Below are 26,213 nucleotides of genomic sequence, written 5' to 3' on the forward strand. Positions count from 1 at the left end.
CGATGTTTGCTAGTCGGCCCAGAGCGCCTTCAGCAGATTGGACAGGTGATCAGCGCGCTCGACGATCGACCAGTGGCCTGTCTTGCTGTTGCGATGCAGAGGGATGCGAAGCCGGCTGCAGAAGCGCTCAGCGGTCTCGGTCGGCACGAAAGGGTCGTCATCCCCCCAGAAGACCAGCGCGCGAGATGGCAGACGGTCCAGCTCGTCCGTCCATTCGCTTGAGACATTCCGGGCCGAGCGGTAGAGGCGCAGAATCGCCTTGCGCATATCCGGGCTCCAGTGTGCAGTTTCATGCTTCGCCATTGCTGCGGGCATACCGGCAGCGGTAAGGGCGGCGGCAAGGCGTTTGCGCGGTGTTAGCGCCATGACCAGTTCACCCACGACTGGCGTCTGCCAGAGGCGTGCCGTGCGATGCCAATTATAGCTCGGTTCGGGCAAGGCGTTGGCCACGGCCCAGCTGCGTACAAGGTCCGGGCGGAGCATCGCGATGCGGGTGACGAGAATCGCGCCCCAGTCATGTCCGACAAGATCGACCTGAGCTCCATTTCGATGTTGCTCGATATAATCGATCAGCCAGTCGACATACGCCTCCTTTGTGGCGCTGAACTTGGGCGGCAAAGGCGTGGAGAAGCCGGGCAGGGCGGGCGTCAGAAAGGTATCTGGCGGCAATGACAGGGCGCTTAGCAGCGGGTCCCACATGGCGGGCGTGTCGGGTACTCCGTGAATGAAAATCTTCATATCCGCTGGTCCCTCCAGTCGCATTCAATCAGGCTAGGAGCATAATTCTCAGAGCGCCAGAGATATTCTTGATTCCTTCATCGGTTTACGCCCGGTCAGACTTGCGGAAAACCGTGTTGCTGGCGCACAATGGAGCAAACAAACCTAGTCCTTCCGGGAGATACTTTATGAAGACCGCAATCACCGAAATGTTCGGCATCGAGCACCCCATCATCCAGGGCGGGATGCACTATGTCGGCTTGGCAGAGATGGCTGCGGCTGTATCGAATGCAGGCGGATTGGGCATTATCACGGCGCTGACGCAAAAGACGCCGGCCGACCTTGCCAATGAGATCGCCCGTTGCCGCGACATGACCGACAAGCCGTTTGGTGTGAACCTCACCTTCCTGCCTTCGGTGAATCCGCCGGACTATCCAGGCTATATCAAGGCGATCATCGAAGGCGGCGTGAAAGCCGTGGAGACCGCTGGTAACAATCCGGCACAGGTGCTGCCTGTTCTGAAGGATGCGGGCATCAACGTGATCCACAAATGCACCGCGGTCCGCCATGCGCTGAAAGCTCAATCGATTGGCTGTGATGCGGTCAGCGTTGATGGCTTCGAGTGCGGCGGTCACCCGGGCGAAGATGATGTGCCGAACATGATCCTTCTGCCGCGCGCGGCCGATGAGCTTGAGATTCCGTTTGTCTCATCTGGCGGTCAGGCCGATGGACGCAGCCTCGTCGCATCGCTCGCCATGGGCGCATCCGGCATGAATATGGGCACACGTTTCATCGCGACCAAGGAAGCCCCGGTGCACCAGAATGTGAAGGATGCGATTGTCGCGGCCAGCGAACTCGACACGCGTCTGGTGATGCGTCCGCTGCGCAATACAGAGCGCGTGATGAACAATGCTGGCGTTGAGCGTCTGCTGGAGAAGGAAAGGCGCCTCGGCTCGGACATCAAGTTTGAGGACATCATCGAAGAAGTCGCCGGCATCTATCCGAAGATCATGGTTGAGGGCGAAATGGATGCGGGCGCCTGGTCTTGCGGCATGGTTGCTGGCCTGATCCACGACATTCCAACCTGTAAGGAACTGATCGACCGGATCATGAATGAGGCTCATGAGATCATCGAGAGCCGTCTGCGCGGCTTCCTCGGAACCGCTTGATAGAGCTGTCAGCCTAAGTCATTGAGGAAAGCGCCATGAGCCTGTCAGTCGAAGAGCTGAGGCGACTGGCGCTTTCCCTGCCTTATGCCAGCGAGAAGTCGCACTTTGACCGGGCTGGCTTCCGCGTTGATGTTCCCAAGGGGAAGATGTTTTGCACCTTGCTAGAGGCGCAGGCGACGGCAAATGTCTTTTTAAGCGTTGATGAGCAGATGATGCTCGTCGGGGCCGAGCCCGGCATCTTTTCCAGAGTGCCCAATAAATGGGGCGAAAAGGGCGCAACAACGCTCGCCTTGGGCGCATGTGATCAGCCGACGGCGAAGTCTGCGCTCATCATGTCATGGCGTCATGCTGCGCCAGTGAAACTGCATGATGCTCTGGAGCAATAGCCGGCTTTACTGCTCTCGGACCTGATCGACGCCGAGCCGGGCAAGTTCGTCGGCGCGTTCATTGCCTTCGTCGCCGGCATGGCCCTTCACCCAGACCCATTTGATGTCATGGCGCTCGCAGGCCGCCTCAAGCGCTTGCCATAGATCCTTGTTCTTTACGGGCTTCTTGGCCGCCGTTTTCCAGCCATTGCGCTTCCAGCCATGTATCCACTTGGTCAGGCCGTCCTTTACATAGGTCGAGTCCGTGTGAAGCGTGACCTTCGACGGGCGCTTTAGCGCATTCAGCGCTTCGATGGCGGCCATCAGCTCCATGCGATTATTGGTGGTGTCCGGTTCGCCGGCATATAGCTCACGGTAATGGTCGCCGGCCTTCATCACAGCGCCCCAGCCGCCCGGGCCGGGATTGCCGCTACAGGCGCCATCAGTCCATATTTCGATCAGCTTCGACATGGTGAGGAGGGCTCCTGCGGTTTGCGTGGAAGGTCAAGCCAGCGTCAGAAAACGTCTGTGACATTATCGGTCATTTGCTGTCTTGGGCGCACAACTGCAAGGAAAAGGGCTGCGCAAATAAGGCCTGAGGTGGCGCCGATGGCTCCGCCGGTCAGAACTGCGCCCCAAAACGCGCTGCCGCCCATGGTCAGGCCAAAAAAGCCTGTAGGGAGGCTCACCAATACCCCGCCCCAGATCGCGCCCCAGCGATAATAGACGACGTGCCGGGAAATGCCGCGTCCTGGAAAACGTCCGATCGAAAAGGCGAGAACCAGCCAGGTCACAGGGATGACGATGTAGAACACAAACCAGTTGAAGCACGCCATCATGACCGCGAGAAAACCGCCGGCCATGAAGCCGTCGCGTGAGGAAAACCCCACAGTGGAGACGCCCAGAATTGACGAGACCATGTTTACACTAACCGCCACAACCGCGCCGATGAGCGCCACGATAATTGAGGCTGCGACACCACAGAGCAGAGTTGCGAGCAGCACGCGGCGGATCTTTGGCCGCTCCTGATCGGCGTAGGCCGCCGGCTCGGATGGCTTGTTGTCGATGACGACGCCGTTCGGGCCAAATTCCGGCATGATGTCAGGGCCTCTTTCTCCAGCTCGTTTATGCGCCGTAGTCGGCGGCGTTCTGCGCCTTGCGATGAAAGGCGAGTTTTGCGGCATATTCGAGCGGGTTTTTAGGCCTTACGAGGGCGTCGGCGGGTGTTTCCGTCCAGTCGACCAGGCGGGTCATGAAGAAGCGTAGCGCTGCGCCGCGGCAGAGCAGGGCAAGCGATTCGCGCTCGACAGCCTCGAGGGGGCGGACAGATTCGTAACCGGCAATCAGCGCCGCGCCCTTGGAATAATTATATTCGGCCCCGTCCTCGAAGGCCCAGGCATTGAGACAGATGGCAATGTCGTAGGCGAGGGCGTCTGTGCAGGCAAAATAGAAGTCGATGGCGCCGGTGAACGTATCATGCAGGAAGAAAGCATTGTCGGGGAAGAGGTCCGCATGGATCGTCCCGCGAGGCATGGTACGGCTTTGCGGACGGGCATTGGCAATGGCGGTAAGGTCTTCATTGATCAGGTCAGCCAGGCCTGACTGAAGTTCCTCGGCCGTTTCTGACCGGCCCTTCCAGAGACGCGGCCAGCTCGACGGGCCAAGCGCATTGGCGCGGGTGAGTGGAAAGTCCGACAATGCCAGATGCATGCGGGCGAGGCCTTCGCCCAGAGAGCGGCATTGCGGAGCTGTCGGTCGCTTTGGTGAAAGCCCGTCGAGGAATGTCACAATAAGGGCTGGCTTGCCTTCCAGCGTCTGAAGGGCGGCCCCATCGCGCGCGGCGACCGGGGCCGGGCAGGGAAAGCCCTTGGTGTCGAGGTGCTGCTTGAGTTGAATGAAGTAAGGCAGATCGGCCGGGTCTGCCCGTCTCTCGAACAGGGTGAGGATGAACCGGCCGCGGTCGGTCTCAAGGTAATAGTTCGAATTCTCAACGCCCTCGGCGATGCCCTTGAAGGACCGGGCCTCGCCGAGATCATACTTGTCGAGAAACGCTTCGAGCGCCTCGTCGGAAACTGTCGTGTAAACCGCCATGGAGCGGCTTTAGGACGGTAGAGCAATCATGTCACGACGAAGCGTCTTGCCTGCGACGAGATAGTGCACCGATGCCCAGACATAGAGGCAGGCAAAGATCACAATGGCCAATTGAAGACCAGATGCATCCGCCTGCGCGCAAGCTTGCGCGGCGGCCTCTGACAAGTTGCTGGCGCCCTTACACACCTTGATCGAGAGATCGTCATTACCGATGCTGAGAATGCGTCCCTTGATGAAGCTCGACGTCGCGCCAGCGGCGGTCGGGCCGAAAGCAAGGCCAATCAAATTCACGAAGAAGAGCGCAATGGCGACGGACGTTGCCCGCATACGGCTGTCTACGACACCGCCAACCACGGCGTACATCGGGCCGAGGTAGAAGTAGTGCAGCAGGGCGGCCAGCATCAGCGGCGGCATGGTGAGCCACAGCGTGTCCTGCATGAAGCCAAACACATAGAGCGGCACAGACGCCGTCATGCCGATGGCGGGCAACCAGGACAGGGCCTTCGGGATGCGCCTGGCCAGCTTGTCGGCGAGATAGCCAGACAGGAAGACGCCAGTCGCGCCACAAAGCCCGAGGATCAGGCTGTAATAGACCGCAGCCTGCGTCAGGGTGAGTTCATGGATGCGGATAAAGTAAGCCGGGACAAAATGGCCGATGCCATAGCCGGCAAATGAGGCAATGCCTGCGCCGATGACGACGTGAATGAAGGTCGGCTTGCTCTTCAGTATGGAAAGAACTTCACCGAAGTTCGCTGCTTTCGGCTTCACAGCTTGTGGCGGATCGGTGTAGCCGCGCGGCGGATCTTTCATGGTAACGGCAAGTATGATCGCGAAAATAATGCCAGGTAAGCCGACCGCGAAGAAAGCGATTCTCCATCCTTCGAGCGATTGCCAGTCGATCATGTTTGCGATCGACGTCAGACCCCAGGACTGAAGCACGCCATAGACGTTGGAGCCGGTGACGTAGTCATTGATGGGGCCGCCGGCGAGACCCGCGATCATCGCCCCAAGCGGGACGCCGAGCGCGTAGATCGAGACGGCGGTCGCGCGGCTGGACGGCTTGAAATAGTCAGCAATGAGGGACTGGGCTGGCGGTGTACAACCCGCTTCGCCAATACCCACGCCGATGCGCAGGATGAACAGCATGATGAAGCTTGTTGCCATGCCGCAAAGCACGGTCATCACGCTCCACAGGACGAGGGAGGTAATGATGATCCATTTGCGGCTAACCCGTTCGGCCACCCGCGCAATCGGGATGCCGAGTGTGACGTAAAGCAGCGCGAAAGCCAGGCCGCCGAGCAGGCCCATATGCCAGTCTTCGAGGTTCAGCGATTCCTTGATTGGATCGTTGAGGATGGCGAGAATGGCACGGTCGATAAAGTTGAAAATGTAGACCAGAAGCAGGGAGCCGAGAATGTAGGCGCGGAAGCCTTTGCTGCCGAAGCCCTCATTTGGATCTGGCCCTGAAACTGTGCTCGTCGGCGCGAGTGCCATATGCGGTATCCTCCGTCAAAACGGCCCCATCTCGTCACCGATGTGCGGCGAGGCTCTTCTGTTGTCAGCAAAGCAAATCGGGGGCGTCATGGCCAGAGTGAATCGACCCGCGACCCAAAGAAACTTCACATGTGAAATATTCAGGGCAAAAGAAAACCCGGGCCAGATTGAAGCTGGCCCGGGTCTGGAAGTCTTTAGAGGTGGTCGGCGGTTAAACCACTGGTGACCACCTGTCCTTGATGAAGTGACGTCCGGCCATGAAGAAGCAGGCCGCTGCCAGAAGGAAGAAGCAGGCTGTCGCCGCCATGGATTTGCGCAGACCATTGCCATACGCGTCACACAAAGCGCCGCCGGTGGCATCTGTTGGGTCCATCCCGGCACAGAGTTTAGGGTCAAACGTCTTGAACGCTTCGGTCAGACCGGCCGATGCAATTTCGTGGTTCATGAACATGTCAGACATCAGGCCCACGAAGAGCGGTCCGATGCCGTTACCGATAAGGCTGACGAGCAGCAGCAGGACGGCGATTGTGGTCGCGCGTGACCGCGGGCTCACAATGGACGTGCCGATCGAGTACTGCGCACCGAGATAGGAATAGTGGCAGAATGCGGCCAGCAGCCAGAGGCCGAAGGTGATCTCGATTGTCGGGGCGAAGAAGGCCGAGATGTAGGCTGGCACAGCGATCAGCAGACCGACCGCGGGAAGCCATGCGACAACGGCTGGGAACCGGTCCGTCAGTTTTTCGGACAGGAAGCCACCGGCGAAAGTTCCCCCTGCTGCAATAGCTGCGAGCGGCGCGCCATAATAGACGGCGGCATCGCGCACGCCGATATCATAAACGCGTTGCAGGAACGGCGCCTGGAACGTCTGAAGGCCATAGCCAACAAACGCGACCAGAGCGGCACCGATTGAGCCCCACCAGAAGGTTTTCTTGGCGCCAAACTCGCGGAAAGCCTCGAAGATACCAGCTTTCTCGGTTGTACGCGCGCTCGGTGGTTCCGTGTAGCCGCGCGGCGGCTCCTTGATGGTTAGCCAAAGGACGAGGGCGATGACCACACCAGGTGCACCGACAACGATGAAGGCAATCCGCCAGCCACCAACCTGTGACCAGTCAATGCCGGAAAAGAGGCTGCCAAGGCCGATTGTGCCAAGCCAGGCTCCGAAGTCCTCACCCTGGATGCCGGCAATCATGCCGCCGAACACCTGCGCCAGAACACCGCCCAGCGTCACACCCATGGAATAGATACCGATGGCATTCGCCCGACTTTTCACCGGGAAATAATCGGTCAGGATCGAGTTAGCAGGCGGCGTACAGCCAGCCTCCCCAACGGCGACACCCACACGGAAAATGAGGAGCCAGATGAACCCGGCAGCGACACCGCAGAGCGCCGTCATGACGGACCAGATAATGATGCAGCATACGATCACCATCACGCGGTTGGACCGGTCAGCCCACATCGCAATCGGGATACCCATAATGGCGTAGAAGAGGGCAAAGGGTGGCCCCGAAAGGAACCCGAACTGGCCATCAGTCAGGCCGAATTCGTTGATGATTGGCTGTGCTACGACCGTGATCAGCGTCCGGTCGATAAAGTTCAGCGTGTAGATCAGCATAAGGGCGATCAGAACGTAGAAGCGATAGCCTCTCGATCCGAAGCCCGTAATGTGCCCCTGATGGGCCTCAGCTGTAGCGCTCGCGTCGCTCATATGATTCTCTCCTCCTCAACACCACTCATGGGTGCCTCCAGTTGGGTGTTGTTGACTATCATGACGTGTCTGGCAACCCCACATTTGCCAAGTTTCATGCCTCGCTTACCCATCCCGATTTCCCAAGTCCCGCAACAGGATCAGCGAATCGCAACGGGATTGATGATGGCTTGGACCGTTCCCTCCAGCTTGGGAACACCCAGGGAGAAGAAAAATTCCGTTACGTCATCGGCGGCGAGGTCTGCTGTCACCATGTTTTCAAGGATGTAGACGCCGTTCTTGGCCAGTAGTGTCAGGTGAACATCGAAGGGCCGCGCCTCATTCTCGAACGGGATGGCTTCAACGGCCCAGGTGTCAGCGCCGATCGCGACGACGCCGAGGTCTGCGAGGTATTGTGCGCCTTCAACGCCGATGCCGGGCTCTGTCTGGGTGAGGGTTTCGCTATCAGCGGTCGCGGCCATGTAGCCGGTGTGAAACAGGACGACATCGCCCTTTTCGATGGTGACGCCGGCGAGCTTGGCCGCAGCCTCGATTTCAGCCTTGTTGAAGGCCGTTCCATCCGGGACAGGATCTGCGTCGAGCGACTTGGTCATGTCGAGCAGGACACCGCGCGTAGCGATTGGTGGCAGGAGGTGGGTCCCAAACTGTGTGAGGCCCGCTGGTGTCACGAATTCGGCGACAGGCACGCCATTATAGTATTCATGATCGATGCCCATATGGCCGAGACCGTCGATCTGGCTGCCGATGCCGACCCAGACGTCGACGATGTCGTCATTGCCGACTGCCTTGTTCTCGCCCAGCGGCGCGCCAGAGCCATCCGAAAGCTGCAGCACCGTCACGTCATATTCGCGAGGGCCATAGGCGGGCGTATCGCGGCCAGTCACCATGCCGAGCGAATAGGTCTTGCCTTCAACAATCAATTTTGCCGCTTCGGCGGTCTTCTGCGGCGACAGATTAGCGACCGCGCCAAGCCGGTCGTCCGCGCCATATTTTGACGGGTGCCAGCTTTCGTCATCTTGTGCCAGGGCGGGCGTAGCCACTGCTGCCGCAGCGGCGATTCCAATGAGCCATTTCATCAATTGATCCTCCAGAGTTCTTTTTCTTTGAACAGTGGAGACCAATTACAGATGTGTCCAGAGACAAGCCCGGAGCCCTATCCCCGATTGTGAGGGGCGTCCCAGTTCATATCTGGCCCAGCCGGATAAATCCGGGTCGGGTTCACCATATCGTGGCTTTCATAATAATGGCGTTTGGCGTGCATCGCGTTCACGGTGTCCGAGATGCCCGGCCACTGATAAAGATCGCGGGCATAGGGCCAGAGATTTTCATAGTCGGCGATGCGCCGGATGTTGCACTTGAAGTGGCCGTGATAAACCAGATCGAACCGGTAGAGCGTCGTCCAGAGCCGCCAGTCTGCCTCGGTCGGCGTGTCGCCCGTCAGAAACCGCGAGTCTGCCAGAAGCCCGTCGAGCCAGTCGAGCGATTCGAAGAGCGGGTAGACCGCCTCCTCATACTTGTCCTGCGCGGTCGCGAAGCCTGCCTTGTAAACTCCATTGTTCACAGTGTTGTAGACGCGATCATTAATCTCGTCGATGCGATCACGCTGGGCTTCGGGATAGTAGTCGCCTTCTTTGGCGCCGCAGTCGTCGAAGGCCGAATTGAACATGCGGAGAATTTCCGAGGACTCATTATTCACGATGGTGCCGGTCTTTGTATCCCACAGCGTTGGAACAGTGACCCGGCCGGTATAATGCGGATCGGCCCGCAGATAGACTTCGTACAGGAACTTCGATCCGAATAGCTTGTCACCCACAATGCCGTCAGGATCGTTAGCGAAGGTCCAGCCATTCTCGCCCATGAACCAGTGCGTGTAGGAGACATCGATCATGTCTTCCAGGCCCTTGAGCGAGCGCATGATCAGCGCGCGATGCGCCCATGGGCAGGCATAGGCGACGTAGAGATGATAGCGCCCAGGTTCAGCCTTGAAGCCGGCATCTCCACTGGGACCAGCGCTCCCGTCAGCGGTAATCCAGTTACGGAACTGGCTTTCGGAGCGTTTGAAGGCGCCGCCCGTCGAACTCGTATCATACCATTTATCTTGCCAGATGCCGTTATTGAGTAGGCCCATTCCAAGTCTCCTGAAATTGTGTTGCGCTTGCCATGGCAAGGCGGTCCAACTTCAAGCTAGATGACCGGCCGCGTGTTTCCAGCCGCTGTGCGGTATAGGATTTATGCGCTGCGGCGAGGGGGGCTGGAAGCTCTGAACATGACGGCGCTGAAGAGCCAGGCGGCGGTGAAAACGCCGTTTCCGATGATCACGTCCCATGGCCAGACCGGCGACGATCCGCCCCAGCCCTCAGATAGCGCGACAGCCGAGATAAGCACTTGCGCCACAGCCATGACCACCAGCATGCGGTAAAGTCCATCTGGCCGAAAGCGAAACACGGCAGCCCCGAAAAGACCGCTCGCCGGGATGCAAAGAAGTAGCAGATTGGCCGGGTGAGTCTCATCGCCAATCAGGCCAACGGCGCCGCAGACCAAAATCATCAGCAATACACTGAGCACAGCGACCAAGGCGCCAATCCGGTAGGTCACTGGACGCTGGCTTTTCACAGCGAACAGGATGACCGCGCCGGCAAGCAGCAGAAGAATGGTCGCAAATACGAAATCCCCAATAGACCAGTGCACGCGAGTCTCCGTTGCGCCCCAGACGTGCTGATGGCGCTATGGAGCGTTTTATCAGGGCACCTGCCGGGCGTGGACAATCACTATCCCATGCAGGCGCCATGACGGCAAATGGCTACTCTTTCGGGCGCTTTGGCTTCTTGCGCTTTGGCGGCTTGTTGGCTGACGCATCGAAGCGATGCTCATGCTTCTTTGGCTTGGCGCGTTTCGGCTTGTCGGATGGGGCCCGATCAAGATCGGCTGGCGCCGTTGGACGCGGTTTGCGGGCCGGTGCCTCTTCAGGCGACCATTCGGCGCGGCGCGGCGCAGGCTTGCCACCCTTGCGATGTGGTTTCTTTGCAGACTTGCCGGGTTTCGGGCCGGACCAGTCATTGCTGGCAGGGGATGGGCCGCGCGGCGGCGGCGTGTCGCCTTCACGCCATGCCGTGATCGACTTTTCGAGCCGGCCGTCTGGCCCGATTGTGGCAAAGAACGGCTCAACGCTATCAGCCTTGAGCTCAACCTTGGAAACGGTCTCCTCAATCTGGATGGCGCCAACCTGGCTACGGTCGAGACCGCCTGATTTACAAAGCATCGGCAGCAGCCAGCGCGGCTCAGCGCCTGCCTTGCGGCCGACCGAAACCGTAATCCAGACACCATCATCGAAATCATCGCGGCGCGCACGTGGTTCGCGGGGCGCGCGGGGTTCCCGTTTCGGGCCACGGCCATCACGGCTGCCGCCTGAGCGACCGCCAGTGTCTTCCGGCACCGGCATCAGGTCTTCCGGCGCAGAGCGCTTGGCGCGGTGCAGGGCGACAAAGGCTGCCGCAATCTGCTCGGCGCCATGAATGTCGATCAGCGATTTTGCCATCTCGGCATCTTTCGCGCTGACCGGCTCTGACAGGGATGGATGGTTGAGCAGACGTTCATCGTCGCGGCGCTGAATGTCCTCGACGCCGGGCGCGTCTTCCCATGTAGCTTCGACTTTCGCATCGCCGAGCAGGCGCTCAACACGGCGGCGGGCCTTGAATGGGGTGATCAGGACGCTGACGCCCTTGCGACCCGCGCGGCCTGTCCGGCCACTGCGGTGAAGCAGGCTTTCGCGGTTGGCTGGCAGATCGGCATGAATGACGAGATCAAGGTCTGGAAGATCAAGCCCGCGTGCGGCGACATCGGTCGCAACACAGACATTGGCGCGGCCATCGCGCAGAGCCTGAAGCGCATGGGTGCGCTCTGTCTGGCTGAGCTCACCCGACAGCGCGACGACGCTAAGGCCGCGATTATGGAAGCGGGCCAGAAGATGGTTCACATTCGCGCGGGTCTTACAGAAGACGAGGGCGTTTTTGGACTCGTGAAAGCGCAGCACATTGATGATCGCGTTTTCGGTATCGGCGGGCGCGACGGCATGGGCGCGATAGTCGATATCGACGTGCTGGTCGGTCTCAGAAATCGTGTTCACCCGCACCGCATTCTTCTGGAAGCTGGCGGCGAGTTTGGCGATCGGTTTGGACACGGTCGCGGAGAAGAGAAGCGTGCGGCGCTCGTCCGGCGCAGCTTTCAGGATCGTCTCAAGCTCATCGCGGAAGCCAAGGTCCAGCATCTCATCGGCTTCGTCCATTACGATGACGCGGATATCATCAAGGATGAGGCTTGAGCGATTAATGTGATCGACGAGACGGCCAGGCGTGCCGACGACGATGTGCGCGCCGCGGGCAAGGGCGCGGCGTTCATCGCGCGCATCCATACCGCCAACACATGAGACGACGTGAGCGCCTGCTGCCGCGTAGAGCCATTCCAGCTCGCGGTGCACTTGCATCGCAAGTTCGCGCGTCGGGGCTACGACAAGCGCGAGGGGGGCTTCGGCCTTGTCCAGGCGGTTTTCGCCCTGGAGAAGCGACTCCGCCATCGCAATGCCAAAGGCGACTGTTTTGCCGGACCCTGTTTGCGCGGAAACGAGCAGATCCTCGTTCTCCAGCGCTGGGTCCAGCATGGCAGTCTGGACGGGCGTGAGTTCATTATATCCGCGTGCGGCAAGAGCCTGGCCCAGTGCGGGCGCAACGGCGGGTTGTTCGGTCATGATCGGGCTTTCAGAAAATCAAATATAGCCGCTCATTCCCGGCGGCCTGACGAGGTGCTGCCATCAGGGGCTTCACTCATCTGTCGAAGAGGCCCCCATACTCCAATTTCACGCGATTGGCCAAGTATTCCGGCAGAGACATCTGCGAAAGACTAGATCAGCCCTTGTGCGCGGAAGCTGAGAACCCCTGAGCGGGCCGCAATCAGATGGTCGTGGACGGTGATATCCAGCGCATCGAGGGCATCCATAATCTCCCGCGTCATATCGATATCGGCGCGTGAGGGGGTTGGGTCACCGGACGGGTGATTGTGCACGAGGATCAGGCTGGAGGCTTGCAGTTCCAGCGACCGGCGGGCGATTTCACGCGGGTAGACCGGCGCATGATCCACCGTGCCATGGCCCATGATCTCGTCGGCGATGAGCTGGTTCTTGCGATCGAGAAAGAGGACGCGGAATTGCTCGCGGCCTTCATGCTGAAGCTCTTTTTTGACGTAGTCTGTCAGCGCGCTCCAGCTTGAGATCACCGTGCGGGCTTGCAACGTCTCACGGCTTGCGCGCGCGCCAATCTCGGCGGTTGCCTTGAGATAGGCCGCAACGGTTTCACCGACGCCGCCAACTTTGACCAGATCTGCTGGCCGTGCCGCCAGCACACCGCTGAGTGAGCCGAACCGCGCGATCAGCGCCTTTGAAACCGGTTTGACATCGCGTCGTGGAATGAAGGCAAAAAGCAGCGTCTCGAGCAACTCATAATCCTCCAGCGCGCTGGCCCCCCGCTCAACGAGCTTGGTGCGCAGACGATCACGATGGCCTTGCCAGTGCGGCTTTGGCGCGACGGGCTTCGGTGTGTTCGCAAGCCCGAAGAGGGGGGCTTCTTCAACCTGTCTCATGCTTGCTCTCGCAGACTGCCAGTAATGACGACGAAAATTCGTTCGCATTATGTTCCAGATTGCGCGCAGGTCAAGCTTGATCGGCAAACGGGTCGCCGAAAGCGGTATCAAGATCGAGAAGATGCCTGCAGCCGCTGCACCGCTTTACGCGCAGCGGGCTCCGGCGGACTAGACCCGGTCTTCGACCGTGTGCGGCGTGTGCCAGCCTTTTGGCGAGGTCGTGAAGATTTCAACCCCATCCTCCGTCACGCCGACCGAGTGCTCATATTGAGCTGACAGCTGGCGGTCACGCGTCACGGCGGTCCAGCCGTCGGGCAGGATGGCAGCGTCCTTGCGGCCAAGATTGAGCATCGGTTCGATGGTGAAGAACATGCCAGGCTTGAGCTCAGGTCCGGTGCCTGCGCGGGCCGAATGCACCACGTTCGGTTCGTCGTGGAAGAGCTGGCCAAGGCCGTGGCCGCAGAAGTCTTCAACGACAGACAGGCGGTTCTTGGCGGCGATCTTCGAGATGGCCGCGCCAATGTCGCCAAAGCGGTTGCCAGGCTTCACGGCGGCGATGCCAGCCATCAGCGCTTCATAGGTGAGGTCCATCAGGCGTTCGGCTTTGCGCTTGGGTTCGCCAGCGGCGTACATCCGCGAATGGTCACCATGCCACCCATCGACGATCACGGTTACGTCGATATTGGCGATGTCACCATCTTTCAGCGGGCGGTCACTCGGCAAGCCATGGCAGATCACATGGTTGAGCGAAATGCACGAGGCGTGGCGATAGCCGCGATAGCCAATGGTCGCCGACTGGGCACCATGATCATAGACAAACTCGCGGACAAGATCGTCGAGATGTGTTGTCGTGACACCCGGTTTGACTTCGGGCACCAGCATGTCGAGGCATTCGGCGACGAGCCGTCCCGCCTTGCGCATGCCTTCGAAACCGGCCTCATCGTGGATACGGATTTCACCCGTTCGCATGGGCATAATGAGATCTGCTTCAGTCATGGCGTTCGGCCTTCGTCTTGCTTGGCCGGTAATATGGCAGTGATTGGTTTAAACTTCCACCTATCGCGCCGCGCGCGTCGCAGTCGGTGCGCAGGCTTTGTGACTTGGGGTTTCGGCGCTACACTTCAGCAAAACATAAAGCCGGAGGAAATCACCATGACCGTTCACGTCAAATCACACCAGTTTGCCCGCTTCGAGGCGCGTCCATTAACACCGCGCATTGGCGCTGAGCTGCACGGGATTGATCTCAGCCAGTCACTGGATGGCGCAGCTGTGGATGAGATCCGCTCGGCGCTGCTGACCTACAAGGTGATCTTCTTCCGCGATCAGTCGATCACGCGCAGCCAGCATATCGATTTTGCCAGCAAGTTTGGGGATCTCGAAATCCATCCCGCAACGCCGAAAGATCAGGAAGACCGCGAAGTTCTGCGGATCGCCCACAATGCCCAGAACAAGGGTCAGGAGAACTTCTGGCACTCAGACGTCACATGGCGGCCGGAGCCATCACTTGGCTCGATCCTGCGCGCGATTGATCTGCCGGAAGTTGGCGGCGACACGCTCTTTTCTGACATGGTCGCAGCCTATGAGGGCTTGTCGGAAAAGATGCAGGACTTCTGCTGCGGCCTGACGGCGGTTCATGACATTGCTCGCGTCTTCGCGCGCCGTCTTGGCAAAGACCCGAAAGAGCTTCACGACAAGTTTCCGCCTCAGGAACACCCGGTGATCCGCACGCATCCTGAAACCGGTGAGCGCCTCATCTATGTGAACACAGCCTTCACCAGCCACATCAAGGGTCTGTCGAAGACTGAGAGCGACTGGCTGCTGCAACACCTGTACGCGCAAGCCTCGCTGCCGGAGTTCCAGTGCCGGTTCCGCTGGGCGCCGGGCTCGATTGCCTTCTGGGATAACCGCGCCTGTCAGCATTATGCCGCCAGCGACTATTACCCGGCGGTGCGGGTCATGGAGCGCGTCACCATCGCCGGCGACCGTCCGTATTTCGACGCCTGAGCGCCAGATACGACAACGGGGCCATGACGGCCCCGTTGCATAGTCAGGTATTTCGGCTGGCCTTAGGCGAGCTTGGCGTCGAGCGTAATCTCGATGGCGCCGAGCGCCTTCGAAAGCGGGCAGCCTTCCTTGGCTTTCTTGGCAAGTTCCTGGAACTTCGCGTCTTCAATGCCGGGCACATTGCCGGTGAGCTGAAGGGCTGAAGACTTCACTTCGAAGCCGCCTTCAACCTGTTCGACCGTCACGACGGATTTCGCGTCGAGCTTCTCCGCAGGCGTGCCGTTTTCGGCGAGGAAGTGAGAGAGCTGCATCGCAAAGCAACCGGCATGGGCAGCTGCGAGCAGCTCTTCCGGATTGGTGCCGGATTTGCCGCTCTCGTCTTCGAAACGGGCCTTGAATGAGTAGCCGTGATCGCTGAGCGCGCCGCTCTGCGTATCGATGGAGCCTTTGCCTTCACCAAGTGAGCCGGACCAGTGAGCGGTTGCATGACGTTTCATGGGAAAATCCTTTTATATGAATGAGTCCCATCAACGCCTGCGCCGGTCCAATGTTGCGTATTGCTCGGCTCGAAACTGAGGTATTTTGCTCAGACCTCACCCAGAAAGGCCCGAAGCTCCGCGCTTACACGGCTCGCCTCTTCCTGCTGGACCCAGTGACCAGTGTCGGGGAGGAGCGTAACCTCGCGCAAATCTGTGCAGGTCTCTTCCATACTGGCCTTCAACTGCTCAGCTGAGCGCCCCCGGATTACGCTGTCATCCTCGCCAGCCAGAAACATGACCGGGATGTCGATCGTTGCGCCGGTCAGTTCCGGCGTTGTTTCCCAGTTGCGATGGAAGTTGCGGTAATAGTTGATCCCGCCGCGAAAGCCTGAGCGCTCGAACTGCGCGACATAGTAATCGAGATCGGACGGCGACAGCCATTCAGGGCTTTGTTTCACGTCGCCCAGCCGGCCGATCCAGCCACCGGCGGCCATGCGCGGATCGGTGATCTCTGGCGGCAGCGTGGGTGTATCGGGTGAGCGATAGAGGCGTTTGAGGATGGCGCGGGGGTTCGCGTCGAACTCGGCTTCGGCAATGCCCGGCTCTTGAAAATAGAGGATGTAGAAGAAGTTCTCGCCATAGCCTTTCTTCATTGCGGCGATGGGCGAGACCGGGCCGCGGCCACCGTAAGGGACGGACAGGGCGGCGAGCGAACGGAAGCGGTCTGGATGCAATAGGACGGCGTTCCAGGAAACGATGGCGCCCCAGTCATGACCAACCAGATGGGCCTTATCCTCGCCCATCTCGTCGATGATGCCTACAATATCGGCGGCGAGGTGATGGATGTCATAGGCGGCGATGTCTTGTGGCGCGTCGGTTGCGCCGTAGCCGCGCATGTCCGGTGCGACGACGTGATAGCCTGCCGCGGCCAGCGCCCGGATCTGGTGACGCCACGAATACCAGCTCTCAGGCCAGCCATGAACCAGAATAACGAGCGGGCCTTCGCCCATCTCAGCAATCCGCATGTCGATGCCATTCACGCGGATCATGCGCAAATCCGGTTCGCCAGATGTTGGTGGCGTGTTCGCACAGGCGCTGAGTAGAAGGCTGCTGGCGCCGAGGCCATAAAGGGTCTGGCGGCGGTTGAGTGAGAAGGTCATGGGGCCCCGATTTCACTTTTGCCGAGTGATCTTTGCCCGGCGAGAGATTTCGCATAGATGTGAAACTTGCGGTTGCGAGCATACACAGTAATTGTAGTGCAATACATATAAAAATCGGGGAGTCCTCTTTCATGTCCAGAACCATTTTGCGTTCGACCACCATGCTGTCATGCGCTGCATCGCTGGCAATCTTTGTCGCGGCATGTGCCGCAGCGCCCATGCCGGTTGATCGTGCCGGGGTATCTGAAAGCGGGCCGCCGCTCGCCACTAAAGATACAGGCGAATTGGATGGCGGTCAGGCTAGCGGTATGCAGACGCTTCTGGTGAAGGACGGAGAGGTTGCCCAGTACGGCGAGTGTATTGACGCGAATGTTCTGATGCAGGTCAACATGGACGACACCGACTTTTTTGTGCCGGAAGTCGATTTTGACGGCCTTGCGGAGGTAACGAGCAATTACGATCAAGCCGGTCAGTCGGCGCCACTCTACACAGAGAGCGTTCAGTTCAAGGAAAGAAAGGCGCCGTCTGCGTCCAGTGCCCACGGCACCCAGTTGCGGTGGAAGCTGAGGTATTAATGATCTGGCTGATCCAGCCGCCTTCTGCCATTCGCGGATCGATGATCTCAGGCGGCAGTTTGTGTGTGTCGGGTGAGTGAGATGGTCACGGGGCCCCGGATTTCGCTTTTGCCCAGCGATTTTACCCCTGCCTAAAAATGAAACTTGCCGGGCCCAGCATACACAGTAATTGTAGTGCGATACATATAAAACTCGGGGAGTCCTCTTTCATGTCCAGAACCATTTTGCGTTCGACCACCATACTGTCATGCGCCGCATCGCTGGCGATTTTTGTTGCGGCGTGCGCCGCAGCGCCAACGGCAACCGATAGTGCGGGGGTGTCCGAAAGCTGGCCGCCCCTCGCCACTGAGGATGCCGCTGACTTCGATGCGGCTGGACTGGAAGAACTTGCTTCAGCCATGCAGGGCTTTGTTGATGCCGGTCAGGTCATCGGCATGCAGACGCTTCTGGTGAAAGACGGCGAGGTTGCCCAGTACGGCGAGTATGGCGTGCGCGACGTAGAGACCGCGACGCCCGTCCAGCCCGGCACCATCTATCGCATCTACTCGATGTCGAAGCCGATCACCGGCGTCGCGCTGATGCAACTCTATGAGCAGGGCAAATTCTCTCTGGATGACCCGATCACCAAGTTCATTCCGGAATTCGAAAACCTGAAGGTTCTGGACGGCGAGAATGAAGATGGCACGCCAATCCTGGTCGATCTGGAGCGTCCGGCCACGATGCGCGAGCTGATGAGCCATACGGCCGGGTTCGCCTATGGGCTTGGCGGCACCGACTATGCGAACAACCAGTTCCGAGATCAGGAAGTTCTGCGGGCTCCGGACTTCGACACGTTTATCGACAAGGTTGCCGGCATCCCTCTGCTCTATCAGCCTGGCGAGAAGTGGTATTATTCAGCCGCCGTCGATATTCAGGGTTATCTCGTCGAGAAACTGTCCGGAATGCCATTTGGCGAGTATCTCGACGCGAATGTTCTGACGCCGCTCAACATGGACGATACCGGCTTCTTCGTGCCGGAAGCTGACTATGACCGGCTTGCCGATGTGACGACCTATTATGAGGAAGCTGGCAAGTTCGTGCCGTTCTACACTGAGAACGTCCAGTTCAAGGAAAGCACCGTGCCGTTTGAGTCCGGTGGCGGCGGTCTCGTGTCCACCATTGATGACTATGCGCGCTTCTCCCAGATGATGCTGAATGGCGGGTCGCTGAGTGGCCAGCAGATTTTGAAACCGGAAACGGTTGCCCTGATGACGCAGAATCAGTTGCCAGACGACGTTGTTGGTATCGGTTTCGATGGCACCAATGCCAATCTGCAGGCGGGCGAGCCTCACAAATTCGGTCTCGACTTCGGGATCATTACCGATCCGGCGGCGATGAAAAGCCCTGCCGGTACGGGCACTTATTATTGGGGCGGCGCGGCCGGCACGTGGTTCTGGATCGACCCTGAGAACGACCTCTTCTTCATCGGCATGATCCAGCGTTTCGGCCAGTTGCCGGATGAACCAGCAGATTTCCGGACAGATTCGATGCGCCTCATCTACGAAGCGCTTGAAGAATAGGCCGGTGTGATCCAGTTTGCGGCGATGACAAAAAAAACCGTCACCGCCGCAATTTGCCTGATCGGCGACGAGCTCCTGTCCGGGCGCACGCGCGATATCAATACCCAGCAGATTGCGCGCTTCCTCGCGCCGCTTGGCATACCTGTTCGTGAGGTCCGCACCGTGCCTGATGAGCAGGATGAGATCGTCGCGGCCGTGAATGCCCTGCGGGCGCGTTACACCTATGTCTTCACGACCGGCGGCATAGGCCCCACCCATGATGACATTACGGCAGATGCGATCGCGGCAGCCTTTGGCGTCAGCATCGGCCACGACCCGGAGGTTTTCGCAGACCTTCAGGCCCGTTATGACGAGATGGGGACCGAATTTACCGAAGCGCGCCAGCGTATGGCCCGTCTGCCGCATGGTGCGAGCCCGATTGCCAACCCGGTCTCCGGCGCGCCGGGCTTTCAGACCGGCAATGTCTTCACGTTGGCTGGTGTGCCGTCCATCGTTCTCGGCATGCTGCAGGATATCGGACACCGGCTTGAGCACGGCGTCGTCATTCATTCGGTGACCATACGCGCGCCGGGCCTCAGGGAAGGGGATGTCGCAGAGAAACTCTCGCAAATTGCGAACGACGCTGACGGCATCAATGTGGGCTCTTATCCGTGGTTCAGATCGCTTGGCGATAATGGTGTGTCGCTGGTTGCACGCGGCGCGGATCAGGATGCCCTTGAGAAGATGAAGTGGCAGCTCATCGAGCTCGCCAAGGCGGCGGGCTCTGCGCCTGAGCTCGTCGACGGAGAGGGCGATTGACCCGAATGATGACATTCCTGTCGAGAACGCCGGTCATCCTCGGCTTGCTCGTCGCGGCTGTCGTTATCCTGCTCAGCTTTTCGCCGCTGCGCCAATCGCTCGATGGACCGCTGCTAGACCAGATCTTTTCAGGAGATGCGGCCAAGGCTCGGCTCGCTGAATTCTCTGCCGAACAGAGACGCGCCCATTTCTGGGTGACGGTGATCAACGACACGCTGTTCCCGCTCGCCTATGGCGGCCTGCTGATGGGGCTGGCGGTGAGATTTGGAGGGCGCTACGGCAAACTAGCTGCAATCCCGGCCTTGCTGACCATTGTGTTCGATCTGGCGGAAAACACCGTCCAGGCGCTCGCTCTTTCTGGCACGATCAACCTGCTGGGCCTGAAGAGTTTTCTGACGCCCGCGAAAATGGGCTTCCTGCTGATCGCGTTTCTTGTGGCCCTCGTATTTTTGATCGCGGCAGGCTTCCGGCGCATCCGGCAAAGCTGACAGGAAAATATCTCAAATTGACATGAAAATTCTGGTGTCGCCTCTGGACAGGCCTGCCGGTTTTCTTTCAATTTGCCCGAATTGTTTCTGGTTGGGGAAAATTCAAATGATACGATCGATTTTGGTTCTTGGCGTCTCTGCATTGGCATTGAGCGCTTGCGGGAGCGGCGGTGGTGGTGGCGGTGGCAATAGCGACGTCAAAAAGGCTTGCGCATCGATCATGTCTGATCCGGAGCCGGCAGGGGAGCTCGCGGAGAATGATGTGAGTGTCGACGGGTTCTGTGACTGCCTCACCGGCCAGTTGGCTGAAATGCCGGATGCAGACGCCGAACGTATGAGAACGACCATGATCGCGGTCGCGCCTGGTTTTGAAGAAGGTCGCTCAGGCCAGGAAATCTATAGCGAATTGAGGGAAAAGGGCCAGGCTGACGATGCCACACCGGCCGATGTTGAAGCCTACGAAAATATGGATGATCTCGGCGAGTTTCTTGAAGACGTGATCGACGGCATGGCGAGCAATGGCGGGGCGTGCCCGGCCGCCTGAGGCGTCTAGCCCGCCACCTCTGACAGCGCCTTGTGAATGTCGCTGACAACGACAGAGCCTTCGCCGACGCTGGACGCGACCCGCTTAACTGAGCCAATGCGGACATCGCCCACGGCATAGATGCGTGGCCAACTCGTTTCATAGCGGGTCGGCATGCGCTCTAGCGCCCAGCCAGCGCGAACGAGATCAATATTGGCGAGATCCGTCCCGGTTTTGACGAAACCTTTCTCGTCGCAGGTCATGTTCTGCGGCAACCAGTCGGTATGGGGCTGCGCGCCGATGAACAGGAACACAAACGGTGTATCGACCTCTGTCGTCTCGCCCGTTTGCCGGTTGAGGAAGGTTGCGCTGACGAGCCGGTCATTGTCCGGCGCCGCGTCTTCCAGACCATGAAGATCGCTTATCTCCGTTGAAGGATGCAGGAAGATGTTCGGCGTCTCTTCCAGCCGTCTCACAAGGTACTCTGACATTGTCTCGCGAATGTCCGGGCGGCGGTAGAGCAGGTGGACCGCCTTGGCGGTCTGGCTGAGAAACACCGCGCCCTGGCCAGCCGAATTGCCCGCGCCGACAAGCGCAACAGACTGGCCGCCGCAGAGCTGGGCTTCCATTGGCGTTGCGCCGTAATAGATGCCGCGCCCCTCAAACCGTTCGACGTTCGGGATGGGCAGGCGGCGATATTGCGCCCCGGTCGCGATGACGATCGCGCGGCTGGCAAGTTTGCGGCCATCTTTCAGGCTGATGCAGTAATCGTCTCCCAGTTTCTCGAGCTTTACGGCCTGAGCGGGTGAGGCGATCCGCACGCCGAATTTCTGCGCCTGAATCGCGGCGCGGGCCGCGAGTTCACGGCCTGAGACACCCATTGGGAAGCCAAGATAGTTTTCGATCTTGGAGGAGGTGCCGGCCTGTCCGCCAGGGCCGTCCGTGTCTAACGTTACAACGCTGAGGCCTTCCGAGGCCGCGTAGACCGAGGCGGCAAGGCCTGCTGGGCCAGCGCCGACGACAACGAGATCGACGCAACTTTCATCGGGCACAAGATCAAGACCGAAGGCCTCCGAGAGTTCGGCGATGTCAGGCCGGCTCATGATGCGCGAGCGCCCACGTATGACGACGGGCAGGGCGTCTGCCTCAATCTCGCGCGCTTGCATGATCCGCTTGGCCAGTGGGTCTGTCGCCGGATCGAGCCACCGATGCGCGATCATATGCTTGGAGAGGAGGTCACGCGCTGCAAAGACATCCCGGTCATGCGCATCGCCGATCACGATGACAGCGCCATGTTCAGCATCCTGCGCAAAGGCCCGGCGTGCGGTCAGGGTGCGCACAAACACATCAGAAAGCGATGAGTTTTCAACGAGAAGCCGCTGAAAGTTGGGGTGCGTAATGTGAAGAATTTCACCGGCCGCGCCCATGGCTGTGCGTGAAAGCGACGCTTGCCCGGTCAACACGCTGATATCGCCGGCAAATTGCCCGCGTTCCATCCAGCCCACCCGCTTCTCGCCGTCCGGTGTCTCGATAAAGATATCCGTATGCCCGGACAGGGTGATCAGACAGTCGACCTGGCTGTCGCCTTCTTCGATCAGAGGGGCACCCGCGTCATGATGCCGGACCTCTCCAAACGCCTTCAGCTTCTCCAGGTCTTCGTCATTGAAGGTGTAGTTCACATTGGCTGGGGACATGTTGCTCAATCCGCCCTTGGTGTTTGGCTGCAGGGCAGGCTAAGACCCATCCGAAGCGAAATATGGCACCGGAGTGGAGGAATACCATGTCAGAAGAGATCGTAATCGTAGAAAAAGATGGCCCGATCGCCATCGTCACACTGAACCGTCCGGATGCGCTTAACGCGCTCAGCCGCGCGCTTCGTTCGCAGATCGTGAAGACGTTTGCCGAGCTTGCAGAAGACGAGACGGTCCGGGCTGTTGTCCTGACGGGGGCGGGCCGCGCCTTCACCGCGGGCGTCGACCTGAAGGAAGCCGGTGAGTCCGGCTTTGCGCTTGGCGTTGATGGCGGCGATATCGACATCTCAAAGGCGCTCGCAGCCTATCCGTGGCCGATCGTCGGTGCGATCAACGGTTTTGCGATCACGGGCGGTTTTGAGTTGGCGCTGATGTGCGATGTGCTGCTGGCCTCCGAGAACGCCAAATTCGCCGACACCCATGCGCGTGTCGGGATCGTGCCGGGTTGGGGGCTCAGCCAGAAGCTGTCACGCATGATTGGCACGAGCCGCGCCAAGGAATTGTCGTTCACGGGCAACTTCCTTGATGCTGAAACAGCAGAGCGCTGGGGGCTGGTAAACCGGGTCTACAAGGCTGACGAGTTGCTGCCGGCGGCCATCAAGATGGCGCACGAAATGGCGAGCTGCGACCCGGTCCTGCTGCGCAAGTACAAGGCGCTGATCGATGACGGCTTCGCCCTGCCTTTCGGCGACGCCATGAAGCTTGAAGTCAAGCGCTCTGCCGAGCACGCCGCCAGCGTGACCGCCGAGGGTGTCGAGGAGGCCAGAAAAGCCGTCACTGCGCGTGGACGTGGCCAGAACGGATGAACTGGCAACAAATAAGGTGTCAGCGCGTTAATGGATCAGATTGGCAGCGCCAAGGCTGTAATGATGACCACACGATGGAGATTGCAATGACTTTGAAGTTTACGACAATCGGACTTGCTGCCATTGCGCTCTCTGGCGCGGCGATGGCGCAGATCGCGACCAGCAATGAACGCGGCGCAACTGGCGCCTATGCAGAGGACATCGACTCCTCGTTTACAGCCGAAACCCGTTTTGGCCCACGCACCGCACTCGATGATCTGCGGGCTGGCGTCGATCGCGAGCGGGAAGCGCGCGAAAAATTGCGTCAGCGGCAGATGCTGGACTCCAGTTTGAGTGAAGATGAGAACGAAGAGACGGTGGTGATTGCGCCGGAAGCGGACGTTTCCATCGAGAGCGAAACCGCCGTCGCAGATCCGGAATAGATCGAAGACTAATCGTGTGATCCGGCGCCTGGAAAAGGTGGCCGGATCATATTCTGTCCCGCCAGACCGGAGTTCCTGATGTCCATTCGCTACCTGTCAGTCGCTGCAGTGATAGCTGTCTCTGCGGTCGGGGCTGCGCAAGGGCAATCGAACTCAACCTATGTCGCCAATGATCCGTACTCCAGCGACTATGAAGTTGGCAGCTGGAGCGCGTCGGATCGTGAGCGCCAGCCTGACTATCTGCAACAGCAATACATGGCGTCTGACGAATTGCTGGGCGGGCCCGTGGCCCAGCCTGGAGAGCGCGATTACAGGTTTGGAAGTCAGGGCGGATTGGCAAATGTATCTGCGTCCACCGACGCGATCAAAATTGTCGAGACTGATGCACTTGCTCAGCGAAACAGGGCCGTCGTTGATGAGCCAAAAACATTGACGGCTGGCATGCCGGTTAGAACGCCGGACGGCGACCTGATTGGCTCAGTCGCTATCGTGCACCACACTGATGATGGCGAAGTCAGAAGCGCGTGGGTGCGAAGTGCGCAATCGACGTCAAACCTCATCGAAATCCCATTGCAAAATCTCGAATTTGAAGCCGGTTACGCCATCGCTGGCTAAGCGTGCAGAAAACTTCATTATAGTGCGCTCTTGTCATGGCGCCTCTTATTGGCTGTAACCCCTTCCAAACCCCGGAAGGAATTTTCTATGAGATACGTCGTTATCTGCTCACCGCTTCGCCTGCCTGTTGGTGGATTTGGCGGCAGCTTCAAAACTGTTCAGGCGCATGACCTTGCATCGCACATCGTCAAGGAATTGATGTCTCGCACCGGCGTGCCTGCTGAGGCAGTGGAAGATTGCGTCTTCGCGCAGTGTTATCCATCGATGGAAGCGCCTGCGCTGGGCCGCGTTGTGGCACTGGATGCGGGCCTCACGACTGGGACAGGTGGTATCCAGATTGACCGGCGGTGCGGGTCAGGCCTCCAGTCAGTGATCTATGCGATCATGCAGATCGCCACAGGCGCCAGCGACGTGATGATCGCAGGCGGCGCGGAAAGCATGTCAAATGCCCCGTTCTTTTCCACCAAGATGCGCTGGGACATCAAAGGCGATGGCCTGATGCTTCATGATGCTCTGACCCGTGGTCGATACACAGCGGGTGGCAAACATCACCCCGTTGAAGGCGGTATGATCGAAACCGCTGAAAACCTCCGCCGCGAATATAATATCAGCCGCGAGGCGCAGGATGAGTTCTCTGTCAATTCGCACAAAAAGGCCGCTGCGGCCCAGGAAAGCGGGAAGTTCGACAAGGAAATCGTCCCGTACACCGTGAAAGGCCGCAAGGCCGATACCGTCGTCTCCAAGGATGAGCATATCCGTCCGGACTCCAGCATGGAGAAGCTCTCGAAGCTGCGGGCGCTGCGCGGCAAGGTTGATCCTGATGCGACGGTTACGGCGGGTAATGCGTCCGGCCAGAATGATGGCGCCGCCGCCTGCATCGTCTGTACGCGCGAGGCAGCGGACAAATACGGCCTGACACCGCTGGCGAGACTCGTGTCCTGGTCTGTTGCTGGTGTCGGACCGGAAGTCATGGGGATTGGCCCGGTGCCGTCCAGTCAGAAGGCGCTGGATCGTGCAGGCCTGAAAATTTCGGACATCGACGTCATCGAACTCAATGAGGCCTTTGCCTCTCAGGTTCTGGCCTGCACCACGGCGCTCGGTTTTGAGAAAGAAGACTATGAGCGGCTCAATCCAAATGGATCGGGTATTTCGCTCGGCCACCCTGTCGGCGCGACGGGTGTCAGGATTCTGACGACGATGCTGTACGAAATGGAACGTCAGGAAGCCAAATACGGCCTCGAAACCATGTGTATCGGCGGCGGGCAGGGGCTCGCGGCGATTTTCGAGCGCGTCAGCTAGTTGTTTTGGGCGCTTGCAGCTGGTCTGCGAGCGCCCTATTAGCCGCATCTGTCAATTTCAGAACGATGTTTGCGGGCGTGGCGAAATTGGTAAACGCAAGGGACTTAAAATCCCTCGGCCGTATGGCCTTGCCGGTTCAAGCCCGGCCGCCCGCACCACGTCACCGTAATTACTAGGAGATGGCAGCGTTCTGCCCGGTCTCATAGGACGCGATCAGGTCGTCGACCTCTGCCTTGCATTCGGGAATATCGCGCAGGGATTGCGCCGATAGGATTAGGGCCGAATTCACGTCTCCGGAATCGCTCTGGATTGGCAGTGCAAACTCGCCAGTCTCATAGCCAAAGTCAGATTGTACCGGAATGAGCGGGGCGCCCACGCGGCAAGCGTCTGACACCATGTCCTGCTCTGCAGATGTGAGCGAAACATCCTGAGCCATCGCAAAACCGCTCATGGCGAGCGACGCTGTGGCGACGGCAAAAAGTTTGACTGTTCTGGTCATAAGAGAGCTCCGCATCTTTGAATTCGGATACTCTTTAAAAACGCCGGTCTCGCAGCTTGGTTCCGC

Annotated in this window: 28 protein-coding genes and 1 tRNA gene; 13 read left to right on the forward strand and 16 right to left on the reverse strand. The window is 59.2% G+C overall.

Annotated elements, in window-relative coordinates; genetic code table 11:
- Positions 1-9: 9 nt before the first annotated feature.
- A complete protein-coding gene (locus tag B8783_RS03355) occupies positions 10-738 on the reverse strand; it encodes an alpha/beta fold hydrolase (RefSeq protein ID WP_084418379.1) in 729 nt (242 codons plus the stop codon).
- Between the two features lie 167 nt (positions 739-905).
- On the opposite strand from B8783_RS03355, the gene B8783_RS03360 reads away from it, so the two are divergent.
- Both B8783_RS03360 and B8783_RS03365 read left to right on the forward strand, forming a co-directional pair.
- Positions 906-1,886 carry an NAD(P)H-dependent flavin oxidoreductase gene (locus B8783_RS03360; RefSeq protein ID WP_084418380.1) on the forward strand — a complete coding sequence of 327 codons (981 nt, stop codon included), beginning with the start codon at positions 906-908 and terminating at the stop codon, positions 1,884-1,886.
- Positions 1,887-1,921: 35 nt separating this feature from the next.
- Positions 1,922-2,272, forward strand: coding sequence for an MmcQ/YjbR family DNA-binding protein (locus tag B8783_RS03365; RefSeq protein ID WP_084418381.1), 351 nt, complete (start codon positions 1,922-1,924; stop codon positions 2,270-2,272).
- A 6-nt stretch (positions 2,273-2,278) separates the two neighbouring features.
- Here the strand turns inward: B8783_RS03365 and rnhA are convergent, their stop codons facing one another.
- From rnhA to map, 11 genes are all read right to left on the reverse strand, one after another.
- Positions 2,279-2,722 (reverse strand): ribonuclease HI, encoded by a 444-nt coding sequence (gene rnhA, locus B8783_RS03370; protein WP_084418382.1) that lies wholly within the window; start codon positions 2,720-2,722, stop codon positions 2,279-2,281.
- 44 nt (positions 2,723-2,766) lie between these two features.
- Positions 2,767-3,348, reverse strand: coding sequence for a hypothetical protein (locus tag B8783_RS03375; protein ID WP_084418383.1), 582 nt, complete (start codon positions 3,346-3,348; stop codon positions 2,767-2,769).
- Between the two features lie 28 nt (positions 3,349-3,376).
- Entirely contained in the window at positions 3,377-4,342 is a 966-nt protein-coding gene (locus B8783_RS03380) for a homoserine kinase (RefSeq protein ID WP_084418384.1), read from the reverse strand.
- 9 nt (positions 4,343-4,351) lie between these two features.
- Complete coding sequence (locus B8783_RS03385; protein ID WP_084418385.1) at positions 4,352-5,836, reverse strand: spinster family MFS transporter; 1,485 nt, start codon at positions 5,834-5,836, stop codon at positions 4,352-4,354.
- A gap of 211 nt (positions 5,837-6,047) precedes the next feature.
- Positions 6,048-7,541 carry a spinster family MFS transporter gene (locus B8783_RS03390; RefSeq protein WP_084418386.1) on the reverse strand — a complete coding sequence of 498 codons (1,494 nt, stop codon included), beginning with the start codon at positions 7,539-7,541 and terminating at the stop codon, positions 6,048-6,050.
- Positions 7,542-7,681: 140 nt separating this feature from the next.
- The gene (locus B8783_RS03395) at positions 7,682-8,617 is read right to left on the reverse strand and encodes a cyclase family protein (protein ID WP_084418387.1); all 936 of its coding nucleotides are present in this window, start codon (positions 8,615-8,617) and stop codon (positions 7,682-7,684) included.
- 77 nt (positions 8,618-8,694) lie between these two features.
- Positions 8,695-9,669 (reverse strand): glutathione S-transferase family protein, encoded by a 975-nt coding sequence (locus tag B8783_RS03400; protein ID WP_084418388.1) that lies wholly within the window; start codon positions 9,667-9,669, stop codon positions 8,695-8,697.
- Positions 9,670-9,770: 101 nt separating this feature from the next.
- Positions 9,771-10,229 (reverse strand): hypothetical protein, encoded by a 459-nt coding sequence (locus tag B8783_RS03405; RefSeq protein ID WP_084418389.1) that lies wholly within the window; start codon positions 10,227-10,229, stop codon positions 9,771-9,773.
- A 112-nt stretch (positions 10,230-10,341) separates the two neighbouring features.
- Positions 10,342-12,282, reverse strand: coding sequence for a DEAD/DEAH box helicase (locus B8783_RS03410; RefSeq protein WP_084418390.1), 1,941 nt, complete (start codon positions 12,280-12,282; stop codon positions 10,342-10,344).
- A 152-nt stretch (positions 12,283-12,434) separates the two neighbouring features.
- A complete protein-coding gene (radC, locus tag B8783_RS03415) occupies positions 12,435-13,169 on the reverse strand; it encodes a RadC family protein (RefSeq protein ID WP_084418391.1) in 735 nt (244 codons plus the stop codon).
- Positions 13,170-13,337: 168 nt separating this feature from the next.
- Entirely contained in the window at positions 13,338-14,165 is an 828-nt protein-coding gene (map, locus tag B8783_RS03420; protein WP_084418392.1) for a type I methionyl aminopeptidase, read from the reverse strand.
- Positions 14,166-14,321: 156 nt separating this feature from the next.
- Between map and B8783_RS03425 the strand changes: the two genes are divergently transcribed.
- Positions 14,322-15,173 carry a TauD/TfdA dioxygenase family protein gene (locus B8783_RS03425; protein ID WP_084418393.1) on the forward strand — a complete coding sequence of 284 codons (852 nt, stop codon included), beginning with the start codon at positions 14,322-14,324 and terminating at the stop codon, positions 15,171-15,173.
- A 62-nt stretch (positions 15,174-15,235) separates the two neighbouring features.
- Here the strand turns inward: B8783_RS03425 and B8783_RS03430 are convergent, their stop codons facing one another.
- Complete coding sequence (locus B8783_RS03430; protein ID WP_084418394.1) at positions 15,236-15,670, reverse strand: OsmC family protein; 435 nt, start codon at positions 15,668-15,670, stop codon at positions 15,236-15,238.
- A gap of 89 nt (positions 15,671-15,759) precedes the next feature.
- Positions 15,760-16,812, reverse strand: a complete 1,053-nt coding sequence (locus B8783_RS03435) for an alpha/beta fold hydrolase (protein WP_084418395.1) — start codon at positions 16,810-16,812, stop codon at positions 15,760-15,762.
- A gap of 131 nt (positions 16,813-16,943) precedes the next feature.
- On the opposite strand from B8783_RS03435, the gene B8783_RS03440 reads away from it, so the two are divergent.
- From B8783_RS03440 to B8783_RS03460, 5 genes are all read left to right on the forward strand, one after another.
- On the forward strand, positions 16,944-17,387 hold the full coding sequence (locus tag B8783_RS03440) for a hypothetical protein (RefSeq protein ID WP_139792227.1): 444 nt from the start codon (positions 16,944-16,946) through the stop codon (positions 17,385-17,387).
- A gap of 209 nt (positions 17,388-17,596) precedes the next feature.
- The gene (locus tag B8783_RS03445; RefSeq protein ID WP_169711688.1) at positions 17,597-18,946 is read left to right on the forward strand and encodes a serine hydrolase domain-containing protein; all 1,350 of its coding nucleotides are present in this window, start codon (positions 17,597-17,599) and stop codon (positions 18,944-18,946) included.
- Positions 18,947-18,970: 24 nt separating this feature from the next.
- Entirely contained in the window at positions 18,971-19,744 is a 774-nt protein-coding gene (locus tag B8783_RS03450; RefSeq protein ID WP_084418431.1) for a competence/damage-inducible protein A, read from the forward strand.
- On the forward strand, positions 19,741-20,232 hold the full coding sequence (locus tag B8783_RS03455; RefSeq protein WP_139792228.1) for a hypothetical protein: 492 nt from the start codon (positions 19,741-19,743) through the stop codon (positions 20,230-20,232). Before B8783_RS03450 ends, B8783_RS03455 begins: the two co-directional genes overlap by 4 nt.
- Before the next feature lie 106 nt (positions 20,233-20,338).
- On the forward strand, positions 20,339-20,776 hold the full coding sequence (locus tag B8783_RS03460) for a hypothetical protein (RefSeq protein WP_084418399.1): 438 nt from the start codon (positions 20,339-20,341) through the stop codon (positions 20,774-20,776).
- Between the two features lie 5 nt (positions 20,777-20,781).
- Here the strand turns inward: B8783_RS03460 and B8783_RS03465 are convergent, their stop codons facing one another.
- Positions 20,782-22,449: an FAD-dependent oxidoreductase gene (locus B8783_RS03465; protein ID WP_084418400.1), complete on the reverse strand. Its 1,668-nt coding sequence runs from the start codon at positions 22,447-22,449 to the stop codon at positions 20,782-20,784.
- Between the two features lie 86 nt (positions 22,450-22,535).
- On the opposite strand from B8783_RS03465, the gene B8783_RS03470 reads away from it, so the two are divergent.
- From B8783_RS03470 to B8783_RS03490, 5 genes are all read left to right on the forward strand, one after another.
- Positions 22,536-23,312 carry an enoyl-CoA hydratase gene (locus B8783_RS03470; RefSeq protein ID WP_084418401.1) on the forward strand — a complete coding sequence of 259 codons (777 nt, stop codon included), beginning with the start codon at positions 22,536-22,538 and terminating at the stop codon, positions 23,310-23,312.
- Between the two features lie 86 nt (positions 23,313-23,398).
- Positions 23,399-23,734: a hypothetical protein gene (locus tag B8783_RS03475; protein WP_139792229.1), complete on the forward strand. Its 336-nt coding sequence runs from the start codon at positions 23,399-23,401 to the stop codon at positions 23,732-23,734.
- A gap of 78 nt (positions 23,735-23,812) precedes the next feature.
- A complete protein-coding gene (locus tag B8783_RS03480; RefSeq protein ID WP_084418403.1) occupies positions 23,813-24,349 on the forward strand; it encodes a hypothetical protein in 537 nt (178 codons plus the stop codon).
- An 87-nt stretch (positions 24,350-24,436) separates the two neighbouring features.
- Positions 24,437-25,648, forward strand: coding sequence for an acetyl-CoA C-acetyltransferase (locus tag B8783_RS03485; RefSeq protein ID WP_084418404.1), 1,212 nt, complete (start codon positions 24,437-24,439; stop codon positions 25,646-25,648).
- 71 nt (positions 25,649-25,719) lie between these two features.
- Positions 25,720-25,806: transfer RNA gene (locus B8783_RS03490), tRNA-Leu, on the forward strand.
- 14 nt (positions 25,807-25,820) lie between these two features.
- Here the strand turns inward: B8783_RS03490 and B8783_RS03495 are convergent.
- Positions 25,821-26,147, reverse strand: coding sequence for a hypothetical protein (locus B8783_RS03495; RefSeq protein WP_084418405.1), 327 nt, complete (start codon positions 26,145-26,147; stop codon positions 25,821-25,823).
- Between the last annotated feature and the right edge of the window lie 66 nt (positions 26,148-26,213).

Origin of the sequence: Henriciella litoralis (genome assembly GCF_002088935.1) — a bacterium.
Taxonomy (GTDB): domain Bacteria; phylum Pseudomonadota; class Alphaproteobacteria; order Caulobacterales; family Hyphomonadaceae; genus Henriciella; species Henriciella litoralis.

Bases quoted from the DNA above. Each gene is read 5' to 3' on its own strand.
- B8783_RS03355 (WP_084418379.1), bottom strand. From the start codon at position 738: ATGAAGATTTTCATTCACGGAGTACCCGACACGCCCGCCATGTGGGAC.
- B8783_RS03360 (WP_084418380.1), top strand. From the start codon at position 906: ATGAAGACCGCAATCACCGAAATGTTCGGCATCGAGCACCCCATCATC.
- B8783_RS03365 (WP_084418381.1), top strand. From the start codon at position 1,922: ATGAGCCTGTCAGTCGAAGAGCTGAGGCGACTGGCGCTTTCCCTGCCT.
- rnhA (WP_084418382.1), bottom strand. From the start codon at position 2,722: ATGTCGAAGCTGATCGAAATATGGACTGATGGCGCCTGTAGCGGCAAT.
- B8783_RS03375 (WP_084418383.1), bottom strand. From the start codon at position 3,348: ATGCCGGAATTTGGCCCGAACGGCGTCGTCATCGACAACAAGCCATCC.
- B8783_RS03380 (WP_084418384.1), bottom strand. From the start codon at position 4,342: ATGGCGGTTTACACGACAGTTTCCGACGAGGCGCTCGAAGCGTTTCTC.
- B8783_RS03385 (WP_084418385.1), bottom strand. From the start codon at position 5,836: ATGGCACTCGCGCCGACGAGCACAGTTTCAGGGCCAGATCCAAATGAG.
- B8783_RS03390 (WP_084418386.1), bottom strand. From the start codon at position 7,541: ATGAGCGACGCGAGCGCTACAGCTGAGGCCCATCAGGGGCACATTACG.
- B8783_RS03395 (WP_084418387.1), bottom strand. From the start codon at position 8,617: ATGAAATGGCTCATTGGAATCGCCGCTGCGGCAGCAGTGGCTACGCCC.
- B8783_RS03400 (WP_084418388.1), bottom strand. From the start codon at position 9,669: ATGGGCCTACTCAATAACGGCATCTGGCAAGATAAATGGTATGATACG.
- B8783_RS03410 (WP_084418390.1), bottom strand. From the start codon at position 12,282: ATGACCGAACAACCCGCCGTTGCGCCCGCACTGGGCCAGGCTCTTGCC.
- radC (WP_084418391.1), bottom strand. From the start codon at position 13,169: ATGAGACAGGTTGAAGAAGCCCCCCTCTTCGGGCTTGCGAACACACCG.
- map (WP_084418392.1), bottom strand. From the start codon at position 14,165: ATGACTGAAGCAGATCTCATTATGCCCATGCGAACGGGTGAAATCCGT.
- B8783_RS03425 (WP_084418393.1), top strand. From the start codon at position 14,322: ATGACCGTTCACGTCAAATCACACCAGTTTGCCCGCTTCGAGGCGCGT.
- B8783_RS03430 (WP_084418394.1), bottom strand. From the start codon at position 15,670: ATGAAACGTCATGCAACCGCTCACTGGTCCGGCTCACTTGGTGAAGGC.
- B8783_RS03435 (WP_084418395.1), bottom strand. From the start codon at position 16,812: ATGACCTTCTCACTCAACCGCCGCCAGACCCTTTATGGCCTCGGCGCC.
- B8783_RS03440 (WP_139792227.1), top strand. From the start codon at position 16,944: ATGTCCAGAACCATTTTGCGTTCGACCACCATGCTGTCATGCGCTGCA.
- B8783_RS03445 (WP_169711688.1), top strand. From the start codon at position 17,597: ATGTCCAGAACCATTTTGCGTTCGACCACCATACTGTCATGCGCCGCA.
- B8783_RS03450 (WP_084418431.1), top strand. From the start codon at position 18,971: ATGACAAAAAAAACCGTCACCGCCGCAATTTGCCTGATCGGCGACGAG.
- B8783_RS03460 (WP_084418399.1), top strand. From the start codon at position 20,339: ATGATACGATCGATTTTGGTTCTTGGCGTCTCTGCATTGGCATTGAGC.
- B8783_RS03465 (WP_084418400.1), bottom strand. From the start codon at position 22,449: ATGTCCCCAGCCAATGTGAACTACACCTTCAATGACGAAGACCTGGAG.
- B8783_RS03470 (WP_084418401.1), top strand. From the start codon at position 22,536: ATGTCAGAAGAGATCGTAATCGTAGAAAAAGATGGCCCGATCGCCATC.
- B8783_RS03475 (WP_139792229.1), top strand. From the start codon at position 23,399: ATGACTTTGAAGTTTACGACAATCGGACTTGCTGCCATTGCGCTCTCT.
- B8783_RS03480 (WP_084418403.1), top strand. From the start codon at position 23,813: ATGTCCATTCGCTACCTGTCAGTCGCTGCAGTGATAGCTGTCTCTGCG.
- B8783_RS03485 (WP_084418404.1), top strand. From the start codon at position 24,437: ATGAGATACGTCGTTATCTGCTCACCGCTTCGCCTGCCTGTTGGTGGA.
- B8783_RS03495 (WP_084418405.1), bottom strand. From the start codon at position 26,147: ATGACCAGAACAGTCAAACTTTTTGCCGTCGCCACAGCGTCGCTCGCC.